Raw genomic sequence first — 20,291 nt, forward strand, 5'->3', positions numbered from 1 at the left:
GTTATTCAGCCTCCTGAACATCTACATCATTCCCGCTATCGTTATCTCTTGACCTTGCTCTTGCAAATCTTTGTTTTGACATTTTTGCTCTCTTTGATTCACTCTTAACAGTTGTAGTTTCAGTTGTTTTGGTTTTCTTTTCGATGTATTCAACAATTGTACTGATAGTCGGAAATCTGAATATATCAATTAGTGTCAGTTCATCATCAACAGATTCTTTTAATCTTGCGTGAAGTTGAACCGCTAAAAGTGAATGTCCGCCGATATCAAAGAAATTATCTTTCAATCCTACTTTTGGAAGTTTCAGGAGATCTTTCCATATCTCAGAAATCTTCAGCTCAAATTCATTATTTGAATGAACTGCTTCATCTTCATCAGATCTTGTCACTGATGAAGACGGGGCGGGGAATGATTTCCTGTCAATTTTTCCATTAGGTGTTAAAGGGAATTTTTCCATCACAACAAAATTTGATGGAACCATAAACTCCGGTAATTTTTCTCTCATCATTTCTCTGATGGAGTTTATATCAATCTTATTATTTTCTTGTGGTACAATGTATGCAACCAATCTCTGGTCACCTGGAATATCTTCCCTTGCCATCACCACTCCTTCCCGGACACTATCATTTTTACAGAGAAGAGTTTCAATTTCACCAAGTTCAATTCTGTACCCTCTCATTTTAACCTGATGATCCAGTCTGCCAAGGAATTGAATTGTACCGTCGTCACTATAATAAGCCAGGTCTCCCGTTCTATAAAATTTTCGCTTTTCTTTTCCAACAAATTTATCGTCGACAAATTTTTCAGATGTCAGCTCAGGTCTGTTAAAGTATCCATTGCTTACTCCCTCACCGCCGATACATAATTCGCCTGGTACACCAATAGGATTTAATTGCAGACTTTCATTTAAAATATAGATGTCGGTATTAGCAATTGGTTGTCCAATCGGAATCATATCCGGTAATGTTGAATCAAGTTTATATACAGTTGACCAGATTGTTGTCTCGGTAGGTCCGTACATGTTCAGGATGTCACCTTTTACTATTTTTTGAAGTGATTGCGCAAGATGTAGCGGGAAGGCTTCACCGCCTACCAGCATAACTTTCAGAGATGATAACGCTTCTGCCGAATCTTTATCCATTGTGAGCATTTTTGCCATTGAAGGTGTGCACTGCATATGTGTAACGGAATGTTTTTTTATTAACGAGGGGATAGAATATTCACTTTGATTCTCAGCAGCATGTAATTGAGTGTTTGATTCTCTGCGCAACTGGTTCAGGTAATATAAATGAGCAAGAACAAGATCAGAATCAACTCCAAAATCTATTAAACATGCGATCTCATCGACGTCAATTTCTTTAAGCTTACTAATTATTAGTTTGCATGATTCAGGTGTACCAAATAAACCGCTTGTTGAATAATATCTTTCAAATGAATAATCAAGAATGGCATCAAGATCTTCAGGTGTCAGATTATCCATATTAAAGTTACCGTCTTTACCGGTGGTAGCATTTTTAAATACCGGAAATGACCAGGCTGCTTCTTTAACAAGATTTACTGCACTTTTGAGATAATGTTTCATTGGTCCGCGTACCGTTTCTTTTACCATCTTTTCATCTGTGCCGATAAAAGTATGAAGCATTAGTGTAAGTACTCCCTTGCCTTTATGTCCTGCTTCTTTCCATGCCTTTCGGTAGATACTTATCTTTTCTGAAAGTTCAGAAATACTTTGTCCAAGCAAATGCGTTAAAAGATTATGACCAAGCATACCAGCCATCTCAAAAGTTTCAGGATTTCCGGCTGCAGTCACCCAAACTGGCAGTCTCTCCTGCACAGGTCGGGGTAGAATTCCTATTTGTATTTCCTTTCCGTTTGGATTGTTGAAAGGAACTTTATCTCCTTTCCATAATTTTTGTACTTCATCAATTTGCCGGAACATGAGATCTTTCCGGTCTTTAAAATTTTCCGGCATAATCACAAAATCATTTGGCTGCCATCCTGCAGCGAATGAAATTCCAACACGACCCAATGAAATGTTATCAACTACTGACCATTCTTCTGCAATTCTTATTGTGTTATGAAGAGGTGATACAACACTTCCCGCACGGATATTGACCTTCTTAGTTATTGCAGCAATCGCAGCGCTTGTAACCGATGGATTAGGGTACAACCCTCCGAAATCATAGAAATGTCTTTCTGGAGTCCAGACAGAATTAAAGCTATTTTGATCCGCAAATTTAGAACCCTCGAGAAGTAATTTGTATTTGTTTGTGTTCTTTTCTCCCTCATAGCTTGAGAAATAGAATAGACTAAATTCTATTGAAGTGAACTGGTTAGAACCTTCCTGCAGTTTAAAATCATCACCGGTATATAAAACAACTTTCAGTCCGCGAGTTAATGTCCATAATAGTTCAAGAACAGAAATATCAAATGATAAACTTGTAACGGCAAGCCATGATGAATTTTCATCGAATGGGATATGATGATCCATCCCTTTGAAAAAATTAATAACATTTCTATGTGTTACCATTACACCTTTTGGTTTGCCTGTTGAGCCGGAAGTGTAAATCAGGTATGCTAGAGATTCTGAATCTGCTGCCGAAGATAAATTATTTTCAGGCAGGTTTTTAACTTCTGAAAATTCAGAGTCGAGTATTAATTTTACCGCCTTCGACTCAGGCAATTTATTTAAAAGTTCACTCTGGGTAATCAGAACATTGACTTCGGAATCCTCAACCATAAATTGTATACGGTCTTTCGGGTATTCAGGATCAAGAGGAAGGTAAGCTCCGCCAGCTTTATGTATTCCGATTATTGAGGCAATCATTTCAATTGATCTTGAAGTGTAAATCGCAACTTTATCTCCGGGTTTTACTCCCAAAGATTTAAGCTTTTGAGCGACCTGGTTTGCCCGTTTATTAAGTTCAGAATATGTAATCGTTTTATTCTTTACTGCCAGCGCAGTTTTTTCAGGATATTTTACTGCAGTCTTTTCAAATAATTGATGAAGGCATACAGTTGAGTCAAACTCTGCTTCGGTATTGTTCCATTCATTTAGGAGAATTTCCTTTTCATCCTTTGTAACAAAAGATAGTTCTGCAACCTTCCTATTTTCAGCTTGAATCAGCTCACCAATTATGTGTTCAAGGTGCTGATTGATCCAAACGGCTGATTTATTTGAGAACCTGCTTTTATCATATTCAAGTTTGAAAAATAATTCTTTATCAAGATATCCGAATAATGTAAGCGGGTAATTAGTTTGTTCAAGTACTTTAAAATTTCTGTTCAGCCAGTCTCCGCCCTGTTCACGCAGATGTGAATCAAGAAGATAATTCTCAAATACAAGTATACTTTCGAATAAGTGTTTCTCACCGTGGAGTTCACTTACATTTTGAATTTTCATCAGGTTGGTATGTTCATGACCTCTTATACTCAACTGTTCTTCACGAATTTTTTTAATCCATTGTAATACACCGGATTCATAATCAATTTTTATCCTGACTGGTAATGTGTTAATAAATAATCCGGCTATATCGTCAACACCATCAACCGTATTTTTTCTGCAGGATCTTGTTGCGCCTAAAACCACATCATTTTCAGATGAGTACCTGGAAAGAAGCAGTGACCATGCTGCAAGTACAATTGTATATACAGTGAGATTCTTTTCTTCTGCAAATGCGATTATAGCTTTTGTTAGTTCTTCAGACAGGTAATGATAGTGAACATCATAACCTGTTTTCGATTCTTCGTTTTCATATTTGAATTTATTAAATCCAAGTGGAGTAGCAGATTTGAAGCCTGCAAGATATTCTTTCCAGAATTTTATTGAATCCGATTCATCACGATTAGTCAGCCAGTCAATATATTCTCTAAACGGTTTGGAAACCGGTAAAGAGTCTCCGGAATCTTTCTGATTATAAAAGTGGAATAAATCTTTAAGTACGATAGGGAATGATCTTCCATCAAGAAGTATGTGGTGGAATGTCCATACACACACAAATTTCTGTTCAGTTAGTTTGAATAAAGCCACACGCATTAACGGCGCGGAATTTAAAGAAAATCCTCTTTTACGATCTGAGGAGTAATAGTTTTCGAGATGGTCTTTCTGATGCAATTCATTTTTTTGTGTCAGGTCCTCAAATACAAAATCTAATTCAACATTGTCATTAACATGCTGAATCGGATTTTCAAGACGTTCCCACTCAAAAGAAGTGCGAAGTATCGAATGTCTCTGCAGGATGTTAAACCAGGAATTCCTGAACTTATTCACATCTATTTTTTCATTCAGTTCGGCAACAATTTGTTCAATATCCACACCTGAACCCGGTGAAAGCTGTGAATGAAAGAACATTCCCTGCTGCATTGGAGATAGATTATAAGATTCCTGATTTTTCAGATCGCTCATATAGATTTTTCTTAGTAAAAAGGTGTAAAAGGATAGAATTTCAAAAGCGTAATGCCAATATACAATCTTTACAAAAACAGTAAAATATATCAGTATTAATTCTATGAAAACTTTTTGTTGACTGTCGTAATTATTGAGTTTAGGAAATACTATCCAATCTTAGTCATTCAATCATTTTAAACGTTTTAACCTTTGTTTTGATAATTCAGCTCGTTTTGAAGTGACGGGTTGTTTAACCACTTCTTCATCATTCTTTTTCTTTTTGATGTAGTCAACTAAAGAAATTATTGTGGGGTAACGGAAAATATCGATGAGGGTTAATTCTTCGTTTACTGATTTCTTAATTTCCGAATGCATTTGAACAGCGAGTAAAGAGTGCCCACCAATGTCAAAAAAATTATCTTTTACTCCGACTTTGTTAGTATTTAGCAGTCGTTTCCATATATCGGCAATCGCAATCTCTAACTCACCATTTGGCAGTACAACATCAACGGTTAACTCGTTTGTAGCTTCATTCAAAGGCGGAGGAAATACTTTTCTATCAATCTTTCCATTCGGTGTTAAGGGGAATGACTGCATATTTACAAAATGTGCAGGAACCATGTACTCAGGTAATTTATCTTTCAGGAATTGTTTTAGAGCATCCGACTCAACCAGGCCATTCTTTGAAATAATATATGCAACTAATCTTTGATCGCCGGGAATATCTTCACGGGCAAATACAACTGATTCACGCACATCAGGGTGTGAAGTAATTTGTGATTCAATATCACCAAGCTCAATTCTGTAACCGCGGATCTTAACCTGGTTGTCCGATCTTCCTAAAAATTCAATTGTTCCGTCGGGTGAATAACGGGCGAGGTCTCCAGTCCGATATATTTTATTTTTCGTGTCTTGTGAAAAAGGATTTTGTATAAATCTTTCATCAGTAAGCTGCTGCCTGTTGAAGTAACCGTTTGTAACGCCATCGCCGCCAATACATAATTCTCCTGCAACACCAATTGACGAAGGATTGTTTTGTGAATCCAAAATATAAATTTGTGTGTTGGCAATAGGTTTGCCAATGGAAATCGAATCCTGAATTGGTTCCGAAAGTTTATATAGCGTTGACCAGATTGTGGTTTCTGTTGGTCCGTACATATTCAACACACTACCGCTAACAGTGTTAAATAATTTTTTTGCAAGATTAACAGGGAAAGCTTCACCACCAATCAGCATTGTTTTTAATCCCTTTAACACTTCTGATGATTCGTCACTTACAGTTAACATCTTTGCCATTGAAGGTGTGCATTGCATATGTGATATATTATGCTTCCGTATCAGCCATTCAATTGAAAAACTTTCTTCATTTAAATCGTTTACATTTTGATTGGAAAGAACTCTCAACTGATTAAGATATTGCAAATGAGATAGAACAACTTCTGAATCGATACCAAAATCTATAAGGCATGCAATCTCATCAACTCCAATTGATTTTAATTCATCAACTATTTTTTGACACGATTCAGGAGTCCCGAATAAACCGCTGGATTGATAGTATCGCTCAAACGAATAGTCAAGTATTGCGTTAAGATCATCTGAAGAAAGATTATCTAAACTGAAATTTCCATCTGAATTGGTTGTAACTTTTTTAAACGTCGGGAAAGACCATGCAGCTTCTTTAACAAGATTAACAGCACTCTGCAGATAATTCTTCATCGGCTCTCTAACAATTTCTTTAACTGATTTTTCATCAGTACCGACAAATGTGTGAAGCATCAATGTCAGAATGCCTTCACCGGGATGTCCGGCTTCTTTCCAGGCTTTACGATAGATTTTTATTTTATCTCCGACTTCAGAAACAGATTGACCAAGTAAATGAGTAAGAAGATTGTATCCTGCTCTGCCAGCCATTTCAAATGTTTCGGGATTTGAAGCAGCTGTAATCCAAACAGGCAAACTTTTTTGCACCGGCTTAGGCAGGATATTTATGTCAATCATTTTTCCAATAGGATTCATAAAACTTACTGATTCACCGCGCCATAGTTTTTTTATCTCATCAATTTGACGGAACATTAAATTTTTTCTGTCTTCAAAATTCTGCGGCATAATAACAAAATCATTTGGCTGCCATCCTGATGCAAATGCAATTCCAACTCTTCCCATTGATAAGTTATCAACCATTGACCACTCTTCTGCAATACGTATCGTATTATGAAGAGGTGAAACAACGCTTCCGGCACGTAGTTTTATTTTTTCTGTTACAGTTGAAATAGCAGCACTTGTTATTGAAGGGTTAGAGTACAAACCTCCAAAATCATAAAAGTGTCGTTCAGGTGTCCAAACAGCAGCGAAATCATTTTTATCACCAAACTTTGCACCTTCAATTAGTAGTTTATATTTGTTCTGATCTTTTTCTCCTTCATAACTTGAAAAATAAAACAGACTGAAATCAATTGGCTGTGATGGTTTTGAATTCTGTGCATAGTTAGTCTGAACTTTAATGTCTTCACCAGTATAGATGACTACTTTTATCCCACGGGTTAAAGTCCATAATAATTCAAGAACTGAAATGTCGAAAGAAAGAGATGTTACTGCTAACCAGGATGAATCATCGTCATACTCAATATGATCGTCCATTCCGGAAAAAAAGTTGATAACATTTCTGTGCGTTACCATCACACCTTTTGGTTTACCGGTTGATCCTGATGTATAAATTAAGTACGCAAGATTTGTCGAATCGTTATTATCAGGGGCTGTGCCATTGAAACTATTAATCTTTACATCATCTGTGTCCAACAATACAAGTTCAGCAGATTCTTCCCCGAAATTATTTTTTAATATTGATTCAGTAATGATGACTTTGCAATCTGAGTCTTCACTCATCATACTTGTTCGTTCTTTGGGGAATTTCGGATCAAGCGGTACATAAGCAGCACCTGATTTAAACACTGCAAAAATTGCAACCATCATATTGATAGAACGGTTTAACGAGATTCCAACAAAACTATTTATCCCGACACCCTTTGATATAAGGTATGCTGCGAGTTTGTCTGACTTTGAATTTAATTCTCTGAAAGTTATTTGTTCATTCTTACAGATTACTGCGATATCATCTGGTTTTTGTTTAGCCTGTTCTTCAAAAAGTTTGTGGATAGTTATGTTTTTATAGTAGGTTTTATTTGTGTTGTTCCATTCAACTAATAATTTATTTTTTTCATTTGAAGTAAGAACAGATAATCCCGATAGCAGTCCCTCAGGCTTAGTAAAAATATTTTTGATGAATTCAGTGAACTGATTTATGATATTCTGGCATTGTTCGGCGCTAATCTGACTGTTGTTGTAAAAGAAGTAAAATTCCTTTTCGGGTATTGAATAAAAAAGAACCAAAGATGAATGTTCATTAATTGTACTTTTACCAAACTGACCATCCTGAATTGTAACAGGGAAATGATTAAAATCTATACCGGTATTACGTAATTCAGGTGTACGCGCTATAAGATCATAAATGTATGTCCCTGATTTATTAATCTTTTTATACACGTCTGAAGTTTTTAATATTGCTTCATCAACTCTTAAGTTGGAATCCAATTCAATATTAAAAGGAACAACATTTGTGAAAAGTGTATCGAACGAACTTGTTCCTGAAATAACGGGGTCCGGCATATAACCAATATCAAATCTTGCTTTGTCGAGAAGTTTGCCGAGGTAAAGTGCAAAAGCTGATTTAATTAAAGTTTCTGAATCCATCTGTGAGGGAATGTGGCTGCCGGATAGTACTTCATTATCTAAAACAATTTTTATTGAATGAAATTTTGATTCAGATAATTTATTGCTACTCTTGAATGGCAATTGTATAGGCTCAAGATTCTGAAGTGTCTTAATCCAGTAGGGTTCACTTTTACAAATGCGTGAATAAAAATCCGTCAGGTTTTTTTTCCATGATTCACTTAATTCACTAAATGAACATCCGACAGAAAGATTATAGTTGTTAAGTATTTCCTTAACTGAGAGACTTTTACCTGTTAATGATTCAAACGAACTTAATTTTACCAACCCTTCCTTTGCGGCAATAGTTATCGAGTTATCATCTGTTTCTGTGATTACACCGGGTTCAATTTGATGTTTGCCATCGATTTCTACCGCATCCTTTACAATAATATGGTCACCGTTAATTCTGATTTTTGCCGAAGCAAGAGGATTAAAATAATTACCAAAGTTCAGGGAGCGAATTAAAGAAGAAATTTGATTTGCAGTTTTTTTCCATGAAATTACACCGGCAGAATCCGGCTTTTGAAATTTAGAAAAGTACGATTTCTCATTTTCATTTTGCTTTACCTTTTGAACAGTACCAAGACTGATCTCATCAACTAAAGTTTCAAATGATTCGGACGCAGCAAGAAAACATTTTGTGTTAAGTGAAACTGCAGTTTCATCCGGCAGAATATCAATCGATACCTGCTTTAGAATATCACCTTCATCCACCCCTGCCGTCATAAGATGCCAGGTTATTCCATGAGTTCTTTCATTATTTAACAGAGCCCATGATGTTGCATTTAATCCTGCATATTTCGGTAAAGGACCATCATGAAAATTGATCGCACCTTTTTTTGCGACCGACAGTATTTTTTCAGGAATGACTCTGAGATTTGTGATACTGAAAAGGTAATCACAGCTAAGATTACGAATGTAGTCTTCAGTAAATGATGAATAGTTAATACAATTAATATTATTTGAAGCGGACCAGTTCTTTATTCTTTTACTATCTGACACAACAAGCTGAATCTTCTGCTCTTTGTTTAGAAGAGTCTCACAGCACTGGAAAAGCAGGCTATCTTCACCCACAACAATGCATGAAAAGTGTGGAACCGAATTATTGTAGTCCATACAATCCTTTTTTTAAGAAATAAAATTTTAATGAAGGCTAAACTGTAAAGTAACTGACTTCTTTTATTTTGCCGCACAATGCAACAGCGGCAGAGTAACCTGAGGGAGGTGTTAAATCTTTAATCCGGCAATTGATAAATTCTTCTGATTCATACTCATAGGATTTATCAACACTGATATCACCATCTCCTGAAACATCGATCATTTTTAATGGCGCAGAAAGTCCGTGACCAACTGCTTTGATTACTGCTTCTTTACGTGTCCAGATTTTAAAAAAAGATTCAGCGGCTTGCTGGTCAGATTCCAGCAATAGTTTATTTTCTTTGGACGTATAAAGTTCTTTTGCTATATCCATCATATCAGGAATCTCTTTAATTAACTCGATGTCAACTCCTATTTCATCATTAAGGGTGACAGCAATCATTGCATGACCTTTTGAATGAGACAAATTAAATTTGATTTTATCGATTCCGTTATTGTTTGCGATTTCGGGTTTGCCGTGTTTACCGTAATCAAATAATATTTCTTCCGGTTCAAGTGAAAGATAACCACTCAGCGTTTCCCTCAAAAATCCACGGCAGCATACGTACTCATTTCTATCTTTTTGAAAATGAAATCTTTCCGATCTCGCTATCTCATCATAGCTCAACAAATTAAGATAGTAGTTGTATCTCTCTTCACTATCAGGAATTTCCAATTTCCAGATATGTATAATATTTTTTTCGATTGACGTCTCTTTTAAAAGCACCGTTGTATCCTAAAATAAAAATTTGTGATGACTGATTAAGTTGGATTAACAGTTCAATACCGGAAAAATATGGTCTGACCTGGAAATCTGCTCTCAAAATGACAATATTCATACCAAGCAAGATGCTGGATTAATTCAATTATCAGACATATCACACAAAAAAAGAAACGAAATTGAGAAAAATTATTTTGTTTTGATTCAAAACATTACAGATGTAATAGTCCCTGTATTTTTAGAATCAGTTTAAATTTTAAAACAGAGTGAAGTAAGAATAATCTACAAATAATTTCATAAAATCACTAAGGGGCTGTTTATCTATTCACCATCAATACTTACCATCCAGCCTTCCACCATACCTTCTTTTACGTCAGAAATAAATCTTGATGGAAGTGACAACGTCATTCTGGTCTCACGGTCATATAAGTTCATAGGGTAAGTGATGTATAAATTTTGCTTAGCCCTTGTGGCAGCAACGTACATCAGCCTTCGTTCTTCCTCAAGTGATTCCACACTTTCAACTGCTCTTGATGAAGGGAAAAATCCGTCAACTGCATGTATAATAAATACGGTATGCCATTCAAGTCCTTTAGCTGAATGGATGGTAGAAAGAGTCAGAAATTCATCTTCCTTTGTCGGCACATCAATATCAATTACACTGTCGATAATTGGTTCAATAGCCATATCGGCTAACAGTGTATCAAGCGACTTGTAATTTTCAGTGATATTTAAAAAGATGTCTATATCTTTTTTGCGCTTATTAAAATCATCATACTTATCACGAAACAGGGGATAATAATATTCACAAACCTGCTGTGCTTTTTCTGATGGAAGTGATTTTGAAGTAGTAATGTTATACAGAAGAATGAAAAGGTCATACAGTTTTTCATACCTGAATTTCGATGATGATTCAGGGTTTTCCTTTACAGAAATTTTTCCTGTACTCAATTCATCCAAAATTTTTTGAGCCGTCTTTGGTCCAACACCTTCGTGCAATAATAAAACCCTGTACCAGCTTACAACATCTTTTGGGTTTGCGGCGATTCTAAGGAATGCAAGAATATCTTTAATGTGAGCTGTTTCAATAAATTTCATCCCGCCGAATTTTACAAAAGGAATTCCTGCTTTGTTTAATTCAATTTCCAGGTCGAAAGAAAAAAAAGATGAACGAAACAAAACTGCAATATTGTTAAGAGAAACTCCTTCTTCCCTTAATTCTAAAATCCTTTGGACTATAAATTTTGACTGATGATTTTCAGTAGCAGCAGAAATAATTGTCGGAAGTTCACCTCTGCTTTTTCTCGTATAAAGCACCTTTGTGTACTTTTCAATTGCTGTTTCGTTAATGTGATTTGCAAGGTTTAATATCGGTTGTGTGCTTCTGTAATTTTCTTCAAGTTTTATTACCTGCACATTGTTAAACAGTGACGGGAATTCAATAATATTTTTAAAGCTTGCGCCGCGGAATGAATAAATTGCCTGCGAATCATCACCGACAACCATTATATTATTGTTAAGCTGAGTTAAGCCTTTTATAATGTCTGCCTGTAATAAATTTGTGTCCTGATATTCATCAACCATCACAAATTTGATTGAAGATAGTAGAGATCTTACTGAAGGACTTTGACTTTTAAGGAACTCATTCAGGTAAACAAGAAGATCATCATAGTCCAGCAGGTTGTTGCGGTGTTTATAGTTTATATAAATTTTTTGAATGTCAAGAATTTGTTGAGTCAGTTCTATAAAGTGCGGGTAATTCTCCTCAATAATATTTTCAACAGATCTACCTGTATTAACATTTAAACTGTAAACTTTATTCAACGTCTGTTTATTTGGAAATCTTTTTTCCTTTGGAATGAATCCCGCCTGTGATCGGATAAGATTTATAACATCCTCACTATCCGATTGATCTAAAATCGTGAATGAAGAATCAAGATTCATCGCCTTTGCGTATTTCCGCAAAGTAAGATTTGCAAAAGAATGAAAAGTACCGCCGAGAATTTTTGAGCACCTGTTATCAAGAAGGATTGATGCCCTGTTAAGCATTTCATTTGCGGCTTTTCGTGTGAATGTTAAAAGTAAAATTGATTGAGGATCATAACCGAGTTCGACTAAACGGGCGACCCTGTAAACAAGTGTCCTTGTTTTGCCAGTGCCGGCACCTGCAATTATAAGGTATGCGCCTTCAACCGCGGATGCGGCTTCGAATTGAGCGGGATTTAATTCATGCTGATAATTAATAACGAAACGGGCTTCATCTATTATTTTTGCAACGAAGCCCGCTGTGTCAATTTTTTTTAAAGTATATTTTTTTTGATTCATCTTCTCAGGGCTTTGGGCTTTCCTAAAATTTCTGAGATGATGACAAAATCCCTTAGAGATGAAGGATCACGCAGTTTTCTTCTAAGGTCTGTTAATACTTTTTTATTTTCTTTTTTTGTCGGAAAATATTTTTCCGTTTGTTGAGCAGACTTAGGTTTAAGCTTTGACCTGTAGTTAGCATCATCATACGAAATCGACTTTGAAAAAACATGTTCAGACAAAGTTGCAGAATGTTCAGAAGCGACTTTTTTAGTATCTGTTTTCAGTACGGACTGTGGTGCCTGTTTAATTGGCTCAACTCTTTGAGGAACCCGTTCAGGACTTTCAGCCGTTTCCGTTTTGAACATTTTTTCGATCTCACGCAGAATATCATAATCATCGACTTCTTTTTTTTCTGCTTTAACCGGAGTTCCTTTATACGTTGTAACGGACACAGATTCTTCGTTATCGAATGTTCCGGTAGTTTTTGGTTGTTCCTTTGTTTTTTTCTTAAAGAACGAACTCAGAAAACTGATTATTATGAAAGCATAGATAAGTATTTCAAATACATTATCCATTGTTATCCTTGTCCTTCTTTTCTTCAGGCTTTGCTATAGCGCCGCGCATTTCCGTGTCGGCCTGAATGTTCTTAAGGTTATAATAATCCATCACACCTAAATTTCCTGTCCTGAATGCTTCCGCAATTGCCTTTGGTACTTCTGCTTCTGCTTCAACAACTTTTGCTCTCTGCTTGGATACTTCAGCAATCATTTCCTGTTCAAGCGCAACTGCAGCAGCTCTTCTCTCTTCGGCTTTTGCTCTTGCAATTTTAAGATCAGCCTCTGCCTGATCTGTCTGAAGTTTAGCTCCAATATTTTCACCAACATCAACATCAGCGATATCAATTGATAAAATTTCAAATGCTGTTCCTGAATCAAGTCCTTTTGCTAAAACACTTTTTGATATTCGATCAGGATTTTCCAGTACCTGTTTATGGTTGTCACTCGAACCGATTGTTGAAACTATACCTTCGCCAACTCTTGCAAGTATGGTCGCTTCACCTGCACCACCAACTAATCTGTCAATGTTGGCTCGCACGGTAATTCTTGCGATTGCTTTTAGCTGAATACCATCTTTTGCAACTGCTGCTACAACCGGAGTTTCAATTACTTTAGGAAGTACAGACATTTTAACAGCTTCAAGTACATCTCGGCCTGCAAGGTCTATCGCAGTTGCTCTTTCAAAAGTTAATCCAAGGTTAGCTTTATCTGCTGATACCAACGCATTTATTACTTTGATTACATTTCCACCGGCAAGATAGTGAGCTTCGAGTTTACTCATTTCTACTGTGATACCAGCTTTTGTAGCAGTAATCATACTTCTCACAATTACTACAGGTGGAACTTTTCTCAATCTCATACCAACAAGGTCTTTAAATATTTTGAGCTTAACTCCGGAAAAGTAAGCTGTTATAAATAATCCAATTGGTATGAAGTAGAGGAAAACTGATAGAAAAACAATAACCGCTATTATTATCACAATTGATAATCCAGCAACAGCATCCATAACACTCTCCTGATTAAGTTGGAATAAATTCAATACGAATATATGTTATTTTGGAAAAAGATTAAATGAGATGGGAATTATAATATCATTACTTCTTACTCTACAATAATTGTCTGATAGTTTGACATTTATGGAATAATAGTATGCAGAGTTATGACAAACATACAGGTTAGCAAAGGTTTTTGCTCCATTTTGTAAATAAGTTGGTGGTATAATATTTGTCCTTTCAGTTCTTAGTACAAATTTTAATTTGTTATAACATATAATAGTTTAGTTATTTGGAATTTTAGCAAAATAGACTAAATTCCAACAGTCTGATTAACTGTTTAGGTGAAAATATTGCATAATGAAACCAAACAGTAAGATTTAGTGTTTAATAATTTGTCATCATCTAGAACAAGGATTAAAAAATGGATGGAAATTTTTCAGATAGACTCCAGGATGTAATCAGATTAAGCCGTGAAGAAGCATTACGATTGGGGCATGATTATATAGGTACTGAACATTTACTTCTCGGTATCATACGGGAAGGTCAAGGCGTTGCCATCAGGATTCTAAGAAATCTTGATTGTGACCTGATGAAACTAAAAAAAGCAATTGAAGATACAGTAAGAACTTCGGGTGGTACTTTAACTATCGGTAATATTCCTCTTACAAAACAAGCTGAAAAAGTTTTAAAGATTACTCAAATTGAATCAAAGATTTATAAAGCTGATGTAATTGGAACTGAACATCTGCTTCTTTCACTCTTAAGGGATGAAGATAATATAGCTACCCAAATACTTCACCAGTTTAATGTTTCTTATGATTCTGCCCGTTCAGAACTGAATGCTATGCTAAGCAGTTCAAACCCGAAAGATGTTTCAGGAGGTCAGGTTCCACCCGCTGATAAAAAAAGTGAAAGAACAAAAACTCCTGTACTCGATAACTTTGGAAGGGATCTTACAAAACTTGCAATTGAGGACAAACTTGATCCTGTAGTTGGCAGAGAAAAAGAAATTGAAAGAGTTGCACAGATACTCAGCAGAAGAAAAAAGAATAATCCAGTACTGATTGGAGAACCGGGTGTAGGCAAAACCGCTATAGCTGAAGGCTTGGCTTTAAGAATCGTTCAGAAAAAAGTTCCAAGAACTTTGCAGGATAAACGAGTTGTTACGCTCGATCTGGCAGGCTTGGTTGCCGGTACTAAATACCGCGGTCAGTTTGAAGAGAGAATGAAAGCTTTGATGAACGAACTTGAAAAAGCAAAAGATGTAATTCTTTTCATTGATGAACTTCACACAATCGTTGGTGCAGGCGGTGCCTCAGGTTCGCTGGATGCTTCAAATATGTTCAAGCCGGCACTGGCTCGGGGTGACATTCAATGCATTGGCGCAACAACCCTCGATGAATACCGAAAGCATATTGAAACCGACGGTGCATTGGATAGAAGATTCCAAAAGGTAATGGTTGAACCGCCAAGTTACGATGAAACTATCCAGATACTAAATAACATTAAATTTAAGTATGAAGAACATCATCACGTTAAATATACAAAGGATGCAATCGACTCTGCAGTTAAATTAAGTAACAGATATATTACTGACCGACATCTTCCTGACAAAGCAATTGACGTTCTTGATGAAGCAGGTTCAAGGGTTCATATGGGAAATTTTGAAGTCCCTAAAGAAGTGCTTGATCTTGAAGGTGATATCGACAAAGTCCGTCAGGAAAAAGCTGCTGTTGTAAAGCGACAGGATTATGAAGAAGCGGCAAGGTTGAGAGACAGAGAACGCACACTTCAATCCGAACTTGAAACTGCAAAGAGGGATTGGGAAATAAGGACACGTGATATAGTTCACGATGTTGTTGAAGAAGATATCGCTACGGTTGTAGCAATGATGACCGGGATTCCTGTAAATCGTGTTGCGCAAACTGAATCAGAAAAACTTCTTCATATGGAAGATTCTCTTAAAGGTTTTATTGTTGGTCAGGATGAAGCAGTTTCCAAACTTACTAAAGCTATCAGAAGAACCCGAGCCGGTTTAAAAAATCCTAACAGACCAATCGGAAGTTTTATTTTCCTAGGTCCAACAGGAGTTGGAAAAACCGAACTTTGTAAAGTTCTTGCTCAATATCTTTTCGATTCTGAAAATGCGCTCATAAGAATTGATATGAGCGAGTATATGGAAAAGTTTTCACTTTCCAGGTTAGTTGGAGCGCCTCCGGGATATGTTGGATATGAAGAAGGCGGACAGCTCACCGAAAAAGTACGTCGTAAACCTTATTCAGTCGTTCTGTTTGACGAAATTGAAAAAGCGCACCCGGACATTTTCAGCATACTTTTGCAGGTGCTGGATGATGGTGTACTTACTGATAGTCTTGGAAGAAAAGTTGATTTCAAGAATACGATTATCATAATGACATCAAACATTGGTGCAAGGGATATAAAAAATATCGGGTCATTCGGATTTGGCGGTGAAAAAGCAGAGGATAGATATTCAAGTCTTAAAAACACCGTAGAAGACGCAATGAGAAAACTTTTCAATCCTGAATTCCTTAACAGGATTGATGAGGCAATCGTATTCAGAAATCTTGAAAAAGAAGATATTCTTAAGATCATTGACATAGAGTTACAGGACCTGTTCAAAAATATGAAAGAAAATAAACTTGAGTTAACGCTTGATGTTTCAGCAAAGAATTTCCTTGTTGACAAAGGCTTTGATCAGAAATATGGTGCAAGACCTTTAAGGCGTGCAATTCAAAAATTTGTTGAAGATCCTCTCGCTGAAGAAATACTTCGTGGTTCATTTAAAGATGGTTCAACAATAGTTGCAAAACACTTTGAAAACACAGAGGAACTTGTTTTTATTGACAGCGAAGATAACTCAGATATTTCAAGTGAGGAAAAAGAAAGAACAGATTCTAATTAATTCTTACTCACAAGTTCATTTTACAAAAGCGTATTATTTCTAATACGCTTTTTTTTGTCTAAATTTGCGCAGAACACAATATGATGGAGGCGTGATGAGTTTATTTTCAGTAGAGGAAATTCAATCTAAACTAAAGTCATTGGACGGCTGGGTATTTGAAAAAAATCAAATCGAAAAAACATACCAGCATAAGGATTTTGCTAATGCTCTTAAATTCGTTAATGCACTAGGTGAAGAGGCTGAAAAAATGGATCACCACCCTGATATTTTTATTCATTCTTGGAATAAAGTGAAGATCACAATTTCAACACATAGTGAAGGTGGTGTTACTCAAAAAGATTTTTTATTGGCCGGAAAAATCGATGCTCTGTATTGATGGAAGAAAATAACCATTCAAATTTTTAATCAAACTATAAAAGAGGGAAATCAGTCATAGGTTTCTTAATCAGAGGGAATACAGAATGAACTCAAGTGAAAATTATGTGTTAAATATATTCAGACAGACAGGTGCCTTACTCGAAGGGCATTTTCTTTTAACATCCGGCAGACACAGCAATATTTATTTTCAATGTGCAAAAGTATTGCAACATCCAGAGTACACTGAATTATTATGCTCCAAGATTGCGGAAAATTTTAAACACCAGGTGATTGATACAGTTATTGCACCTGCAATCGGCGGTATTGTAGTTGGTCAGGAAGTAGCAAGAATATTAAAGAAGCGAAGCATCTTCGCTGAAAGGGAAGATAAAACCCTGACACTTCGTCGTGGATTTTCTCTTGCAGAGGGAGAAAAAGTACTAGTCTGTGAAGATGTGGTAACAACAGGCGGATCAGTATTTGAGGTTATTGATATCGTAAAGTCATACGGCGCCGAAGTTGTAGGTGTTGGATTTATTGTTGATCGCAGTAATGGTAAAGTAAATTTTGGATTCCCACAGTTCAGCACAATGCAGATAGAGGCTGTTTCATTTTCACCAGATGAATGCGAGTTATGCAAGAAGGGACTTGAACTTGTAAAACCGGGCTCCAGGAAAATTCTTAAATGATAAAACTTCTAACATATCTGCGTGAATTTCTTGGCAGCGATCTTCTTTACCAGATAATAATATCAGCAGTAATGATCCTTGTCGGGATCCTTCTTTCAAAACTGGTCAGTTTCATTACAAAAAAAATAATTCAGCCTTTTGTAAATAAAACAGATACTGATCTTGATGATAAACTTCTTGCTTTGTTTGAATCTATAATTTACCGCGTACTTATTGTTGGGAGTATCTATCTCAGTTTCAGAAATCTTGGAAGCGAATATTTATTTGTCATAGGGAAACAAAAACTTAATATCGAAACAAACTATCCCTATCTGAATGAAATAGTGAATTTTGCCGGTTATGCGCTGTTTGTTGTTTTGATAGTCGTTATACTCATCGCAGGATTCCGGATAATCAACATCGGGTTTGACTGGTATCTTAACAAATTAAAATCAGAAGACAACCGCAATCTCAGCGGAAGTCTATTCCCGCTGCTTAAAAAAATTGTACGGATAGTTTTTGCTGCTGTCTGCATCGTGATTGTTCTTTCAAAATTTAATGTAGATATCAGCGGATTACTTGTATCACTTGGTGTTGGGTCACTTGCAATTGCACTTGCAGCTCAGGATACACTTTCAAACATGATTTCCGGTTTCATTATAATGCTGGACAGACCATTCAGGATAGGGGACAGGATAAGGTTTGGTGCGAACCAGGTCGGGGAAGTGGTTGAGATTGGAGTGCGAAGTACAAAGATACTGGACTTCGATAATAACATATTAATTATTCCCAACAATGATATTGTTAAATCACAAATTGTAAATATCACTTACCCCAATATTGATACAAGAGTACTGGTGGAAGTTGGTGTTGCTTACGGTTCCGATATTAAAAAAGTAAGAAGAGTGATACTTGATTCAGCAAACAAACACCCTCTTGTACTGCAGGAGATACCGCCTGAGGTAGTTGTATTGTCGTTAGGTGATTCTTCTGTTAACCTGAGGCTTGCGGTAAGGACAGCAAATTATTTAAATGCTTTTACTCTTCAATGCGAATTAAGAGAGATTATTTATGAAGAGTTTATTCGCGAGAATATTGAAATTCCATTCCCTCAAAGGGTTGTTCACGTCATTGATAAAAACAAAAAAAGTTAAGTAAAAAATTTCAAAAAAAAATCCCGGGTTATTTATGAAAACATTAGTTCTGTTCCTTGGTCTTTCAACCATTTTGTTCGCTCAGATTAATTTTAATGAATACTTTGAAAACAAAACACTGCGGTTGGATTATTTTCATAGTGGAGATAAAAACAGTGATAGTTACACATTTGATGAGTTAATTGAAGAACCTTACTGGGGCGGGTCTCAGAAGAACCTGCTTGATATTTTTAATTATGGAAGCTATAAATTTGTTTTACGTGATGATGCAACACAGAACGAAATTTATTCGCGAACATATTCAACTCTGTTCTACGAATGGCAAACAACAGATGAAGCAGCTAAAACTTCAAAATCTTTTAGTGAAACCGTGACCATGCCTTTCCCTAAGAAAAAATGTACAGCAGAGTTTTATGGCAGGGACAAAAAAAATAATCTCATAAAAAAGTTTGAATATAAAATTGATCCCGCAAACTACTTCATAAAAAAAGAACGAAATAAACAATTTGAATCTTTTGAAGTTCTTGCGTCAGGTGATCCATCACAAAAAGTTGACATTGTAATTCTGCCAGATGGTTATACAGCGGGGGAGATGGAACAATTCAAAAAGGATTGTGAAAAATTCTCCGGGTTCCTTTTTAAAGCAACTCCTTTTAAAGAAAATAAAAACAATTTCAACATCCGTGGAATTTATGCGCCATCAAAGGAATCAGGCACAGACATTCCTGCTGATAATACCTGGAAAAATACTCTGCTCAACTCTACATTTTACACATTCGATCTTGAGCGATACCTTATGACATCTGACAATAAATCACTGCGTGATGTCGCATCCAACGCTCCCTATGATCAGATATATATTCTTGTCAACACAGATAAATACGGCGGCGGAGCTATCTACAATCATTACTCAGTTTGTGTGAGTAAGAATAAATATGAAGAATATGTATTTGCTCATGAGTTCGGTCACGGTTTCGCATTTCTTGCTGATGAGTACTACACATCCGATGTCGCATATAATGATTTTTATCCTCTTGATGTTGAACCGCTGGAACCGAACATTACTACTTTAGTTGATTTTGATTCTAAATGGAAAAGTCTGTTGGAGAAAGATACACCGGTACCAACGCCATCAACAAAAGAATATGAAAATAGTGTTGGTGCTTTTGAAGGGGGCGGATACGTGGCGAAAGGCGTATACCGCCCGAAACAGGATTGCTCAATGAAATCTATTTCGGTTGATAACTTTTGTCCGGTATGTAAAGATGCGATCGAACTGATGATAAGATTTTATTCAGAATAAATTTATAAGAAAGA

At 36.1% G+C, this 20,291-nt stretch carries 11 protein-coding genes; 5 read left to right on the forward strand and 6 right to left on the reverse strand.

Annotated elements, in window-relative coordinates:
• Position 1 precedes the first annotated feature (1 nt).
• The 6 genes from IPM56_04690 to floA form a co-directional block, all read right to left on the reverse strand.
• Positions 2-4,405 carry an LLM class flavin-dependent oxidoreductase gene (locus IPM56_04690; protein ID QQS37256.1) on the reverse strand — a complete coding sequence of 1,468 codons (4,404 nt, stop codon included), beginning with the start codon at positions 4,403-4,405 and terminating at the stop codon, positions 2-4.
• Positions 4,406-4,576: 171 nt separating this feature from the next.
• Positions 4,577-9,271: an LLM class flavin-dependent oxidoreductase gene (locus IPM56_04695; protein QQS37257.1), complete on the reverse strand. Its 4,695-nt coding sequence runs from the start codon at positions 9,269-9,271 to the stop codon at positions 4,577-4,579.
• A gap of 37 nt (positions 9,272-9,308) precedes the next feature.
• Complete coding sequence (locus tag IPM56_04700) at positions 9,309-10,019, reverse strand: 4'-phosphopantetheinyl transferase superfamily protein (GenBank protein ID QQS37258.1); 711 nt, start codon at positions 10,017-10,019, stop codon at positions 9,309-9,311.
• A gap of 315 nt (positions 10,020-10,334) precedes the next feature.
• Positions 10,335-12,338, reverse strand: coding sequence for an ATP-dependent helicase (locus tag IPM56_04705; protein ID QQS37259.1), 2,004 nt, complete (start codon positions 12,336-12,338; stop codon positions 10,335-10,337).
• Positions 12,335-12,895 carry a hypothetical protein gene (locus tag IPM56_04710; GenBank protein QQS37260.1) on the reverse strand — a complete coding sequence of 187 codons (561 nt, stop codon included), beginning with the start codon at positions 12,893-12,895 and terminating at the stop codon, positions 12,335-12,337. Before IPM56_04710 ends, IPM56_04705 begins: the two co-directional genes overlap by 4 nt.
• Positions 12,888-13,883, reverse strand: a complete 996-nt coding sequence (gene floA, locus IPM56_04715) for a flotillin-like protein FloA (protein ID QQS37261.1) — start codon at positions 13,881-13,883, stop codon at positions 12,888-12,890. The genes IPM56_04710 and floA overlap by 8 nt, the downstream gene beginning before the upstream one ends.
• A 410-nt stretch (positions 13,884-14,293) precedes the next feature.
• Here floA and IPM56_04720 point away from each other — a divergent pair, with 410 nt between their 5' ends.
• The 5 genes from IPM56_04720 to IPM56_04740 all read left to right on the forward strand — a co-directional run bounded on the left by IPM56_04720 (position 14,294) and on the right by IPM56_04740 (position 20,277).
• Positions 14,294-16,795: an ATP-dependent Clp protease ATP-binding subunit gene (locus IPM56_04720; GenBank protein QQS37262.1), complete on the forward strand. Its 2,502-nt coding sequence runs from the start codon at positions 14,294-14,296 to the stop codon at positions 16,793-16,795.
• Positions 16,796-16,889: 94 nt separating this feature from the next.
• Positions 16,890-17,171, forward strand: a complete 282-nt coding sequence (locus IPM56_04725; protein QQS37263.1) for a 4a-hydroxytetrahydrobiopterin dehydratase — start codon at positions 16,890-16,892, stop codon at positions 17,169-17,171.
• Positions 17,172-17,256: 85 nt separating this feature from the next.
• On the forward strand, positions 17,257-17,841 hold the full coding sequence (locus IPM56_04730; protein ID QQS37264.1) for an orotate phosphoribosyltransferase: 585 nt from the start codon (positions 17,257-17,259) through the stop codon (positions 17,839-17,841).
• Positions 17,838-18,974: a mechanosensitive ion channel gene (locus IPM56_04735; GenBank protein ID QQS37265.1), complete on the forward strand. Its 1,137-nt coding sequence runs from the start codon at positions 17,838-17,840 to the stop codon at positions 18,972-18,974. The genes IPM56_04730 and IPM56_04735 overlap by 4 nt, the downstream gene beginning before the upstream one ends.
• Positions 18,975-19,008: 34 nt before the next feature.
• The gene (locus IPM56_04740) at positions 19,009-20,277 is read left to right on the forward strand and encodes a peptidase M64 (GenBank protein ID QQS37266.1); all 1,269 of its coding nucleotides are present in this window, start codon (positions 19,009-19,011) and stop codon (positions 20,275-20,277) included.
• Positions 20,278-20,291: the final 14 nt, after the last annotated feature.

Source organism: Ignavibacteriales bacterium (assembly GCA_016700155.1).
Lineage (GTDB): Bacteria > Bacteroidota > Ignavibacteria > Ignavibacteriales > Ignavibacteriaceae.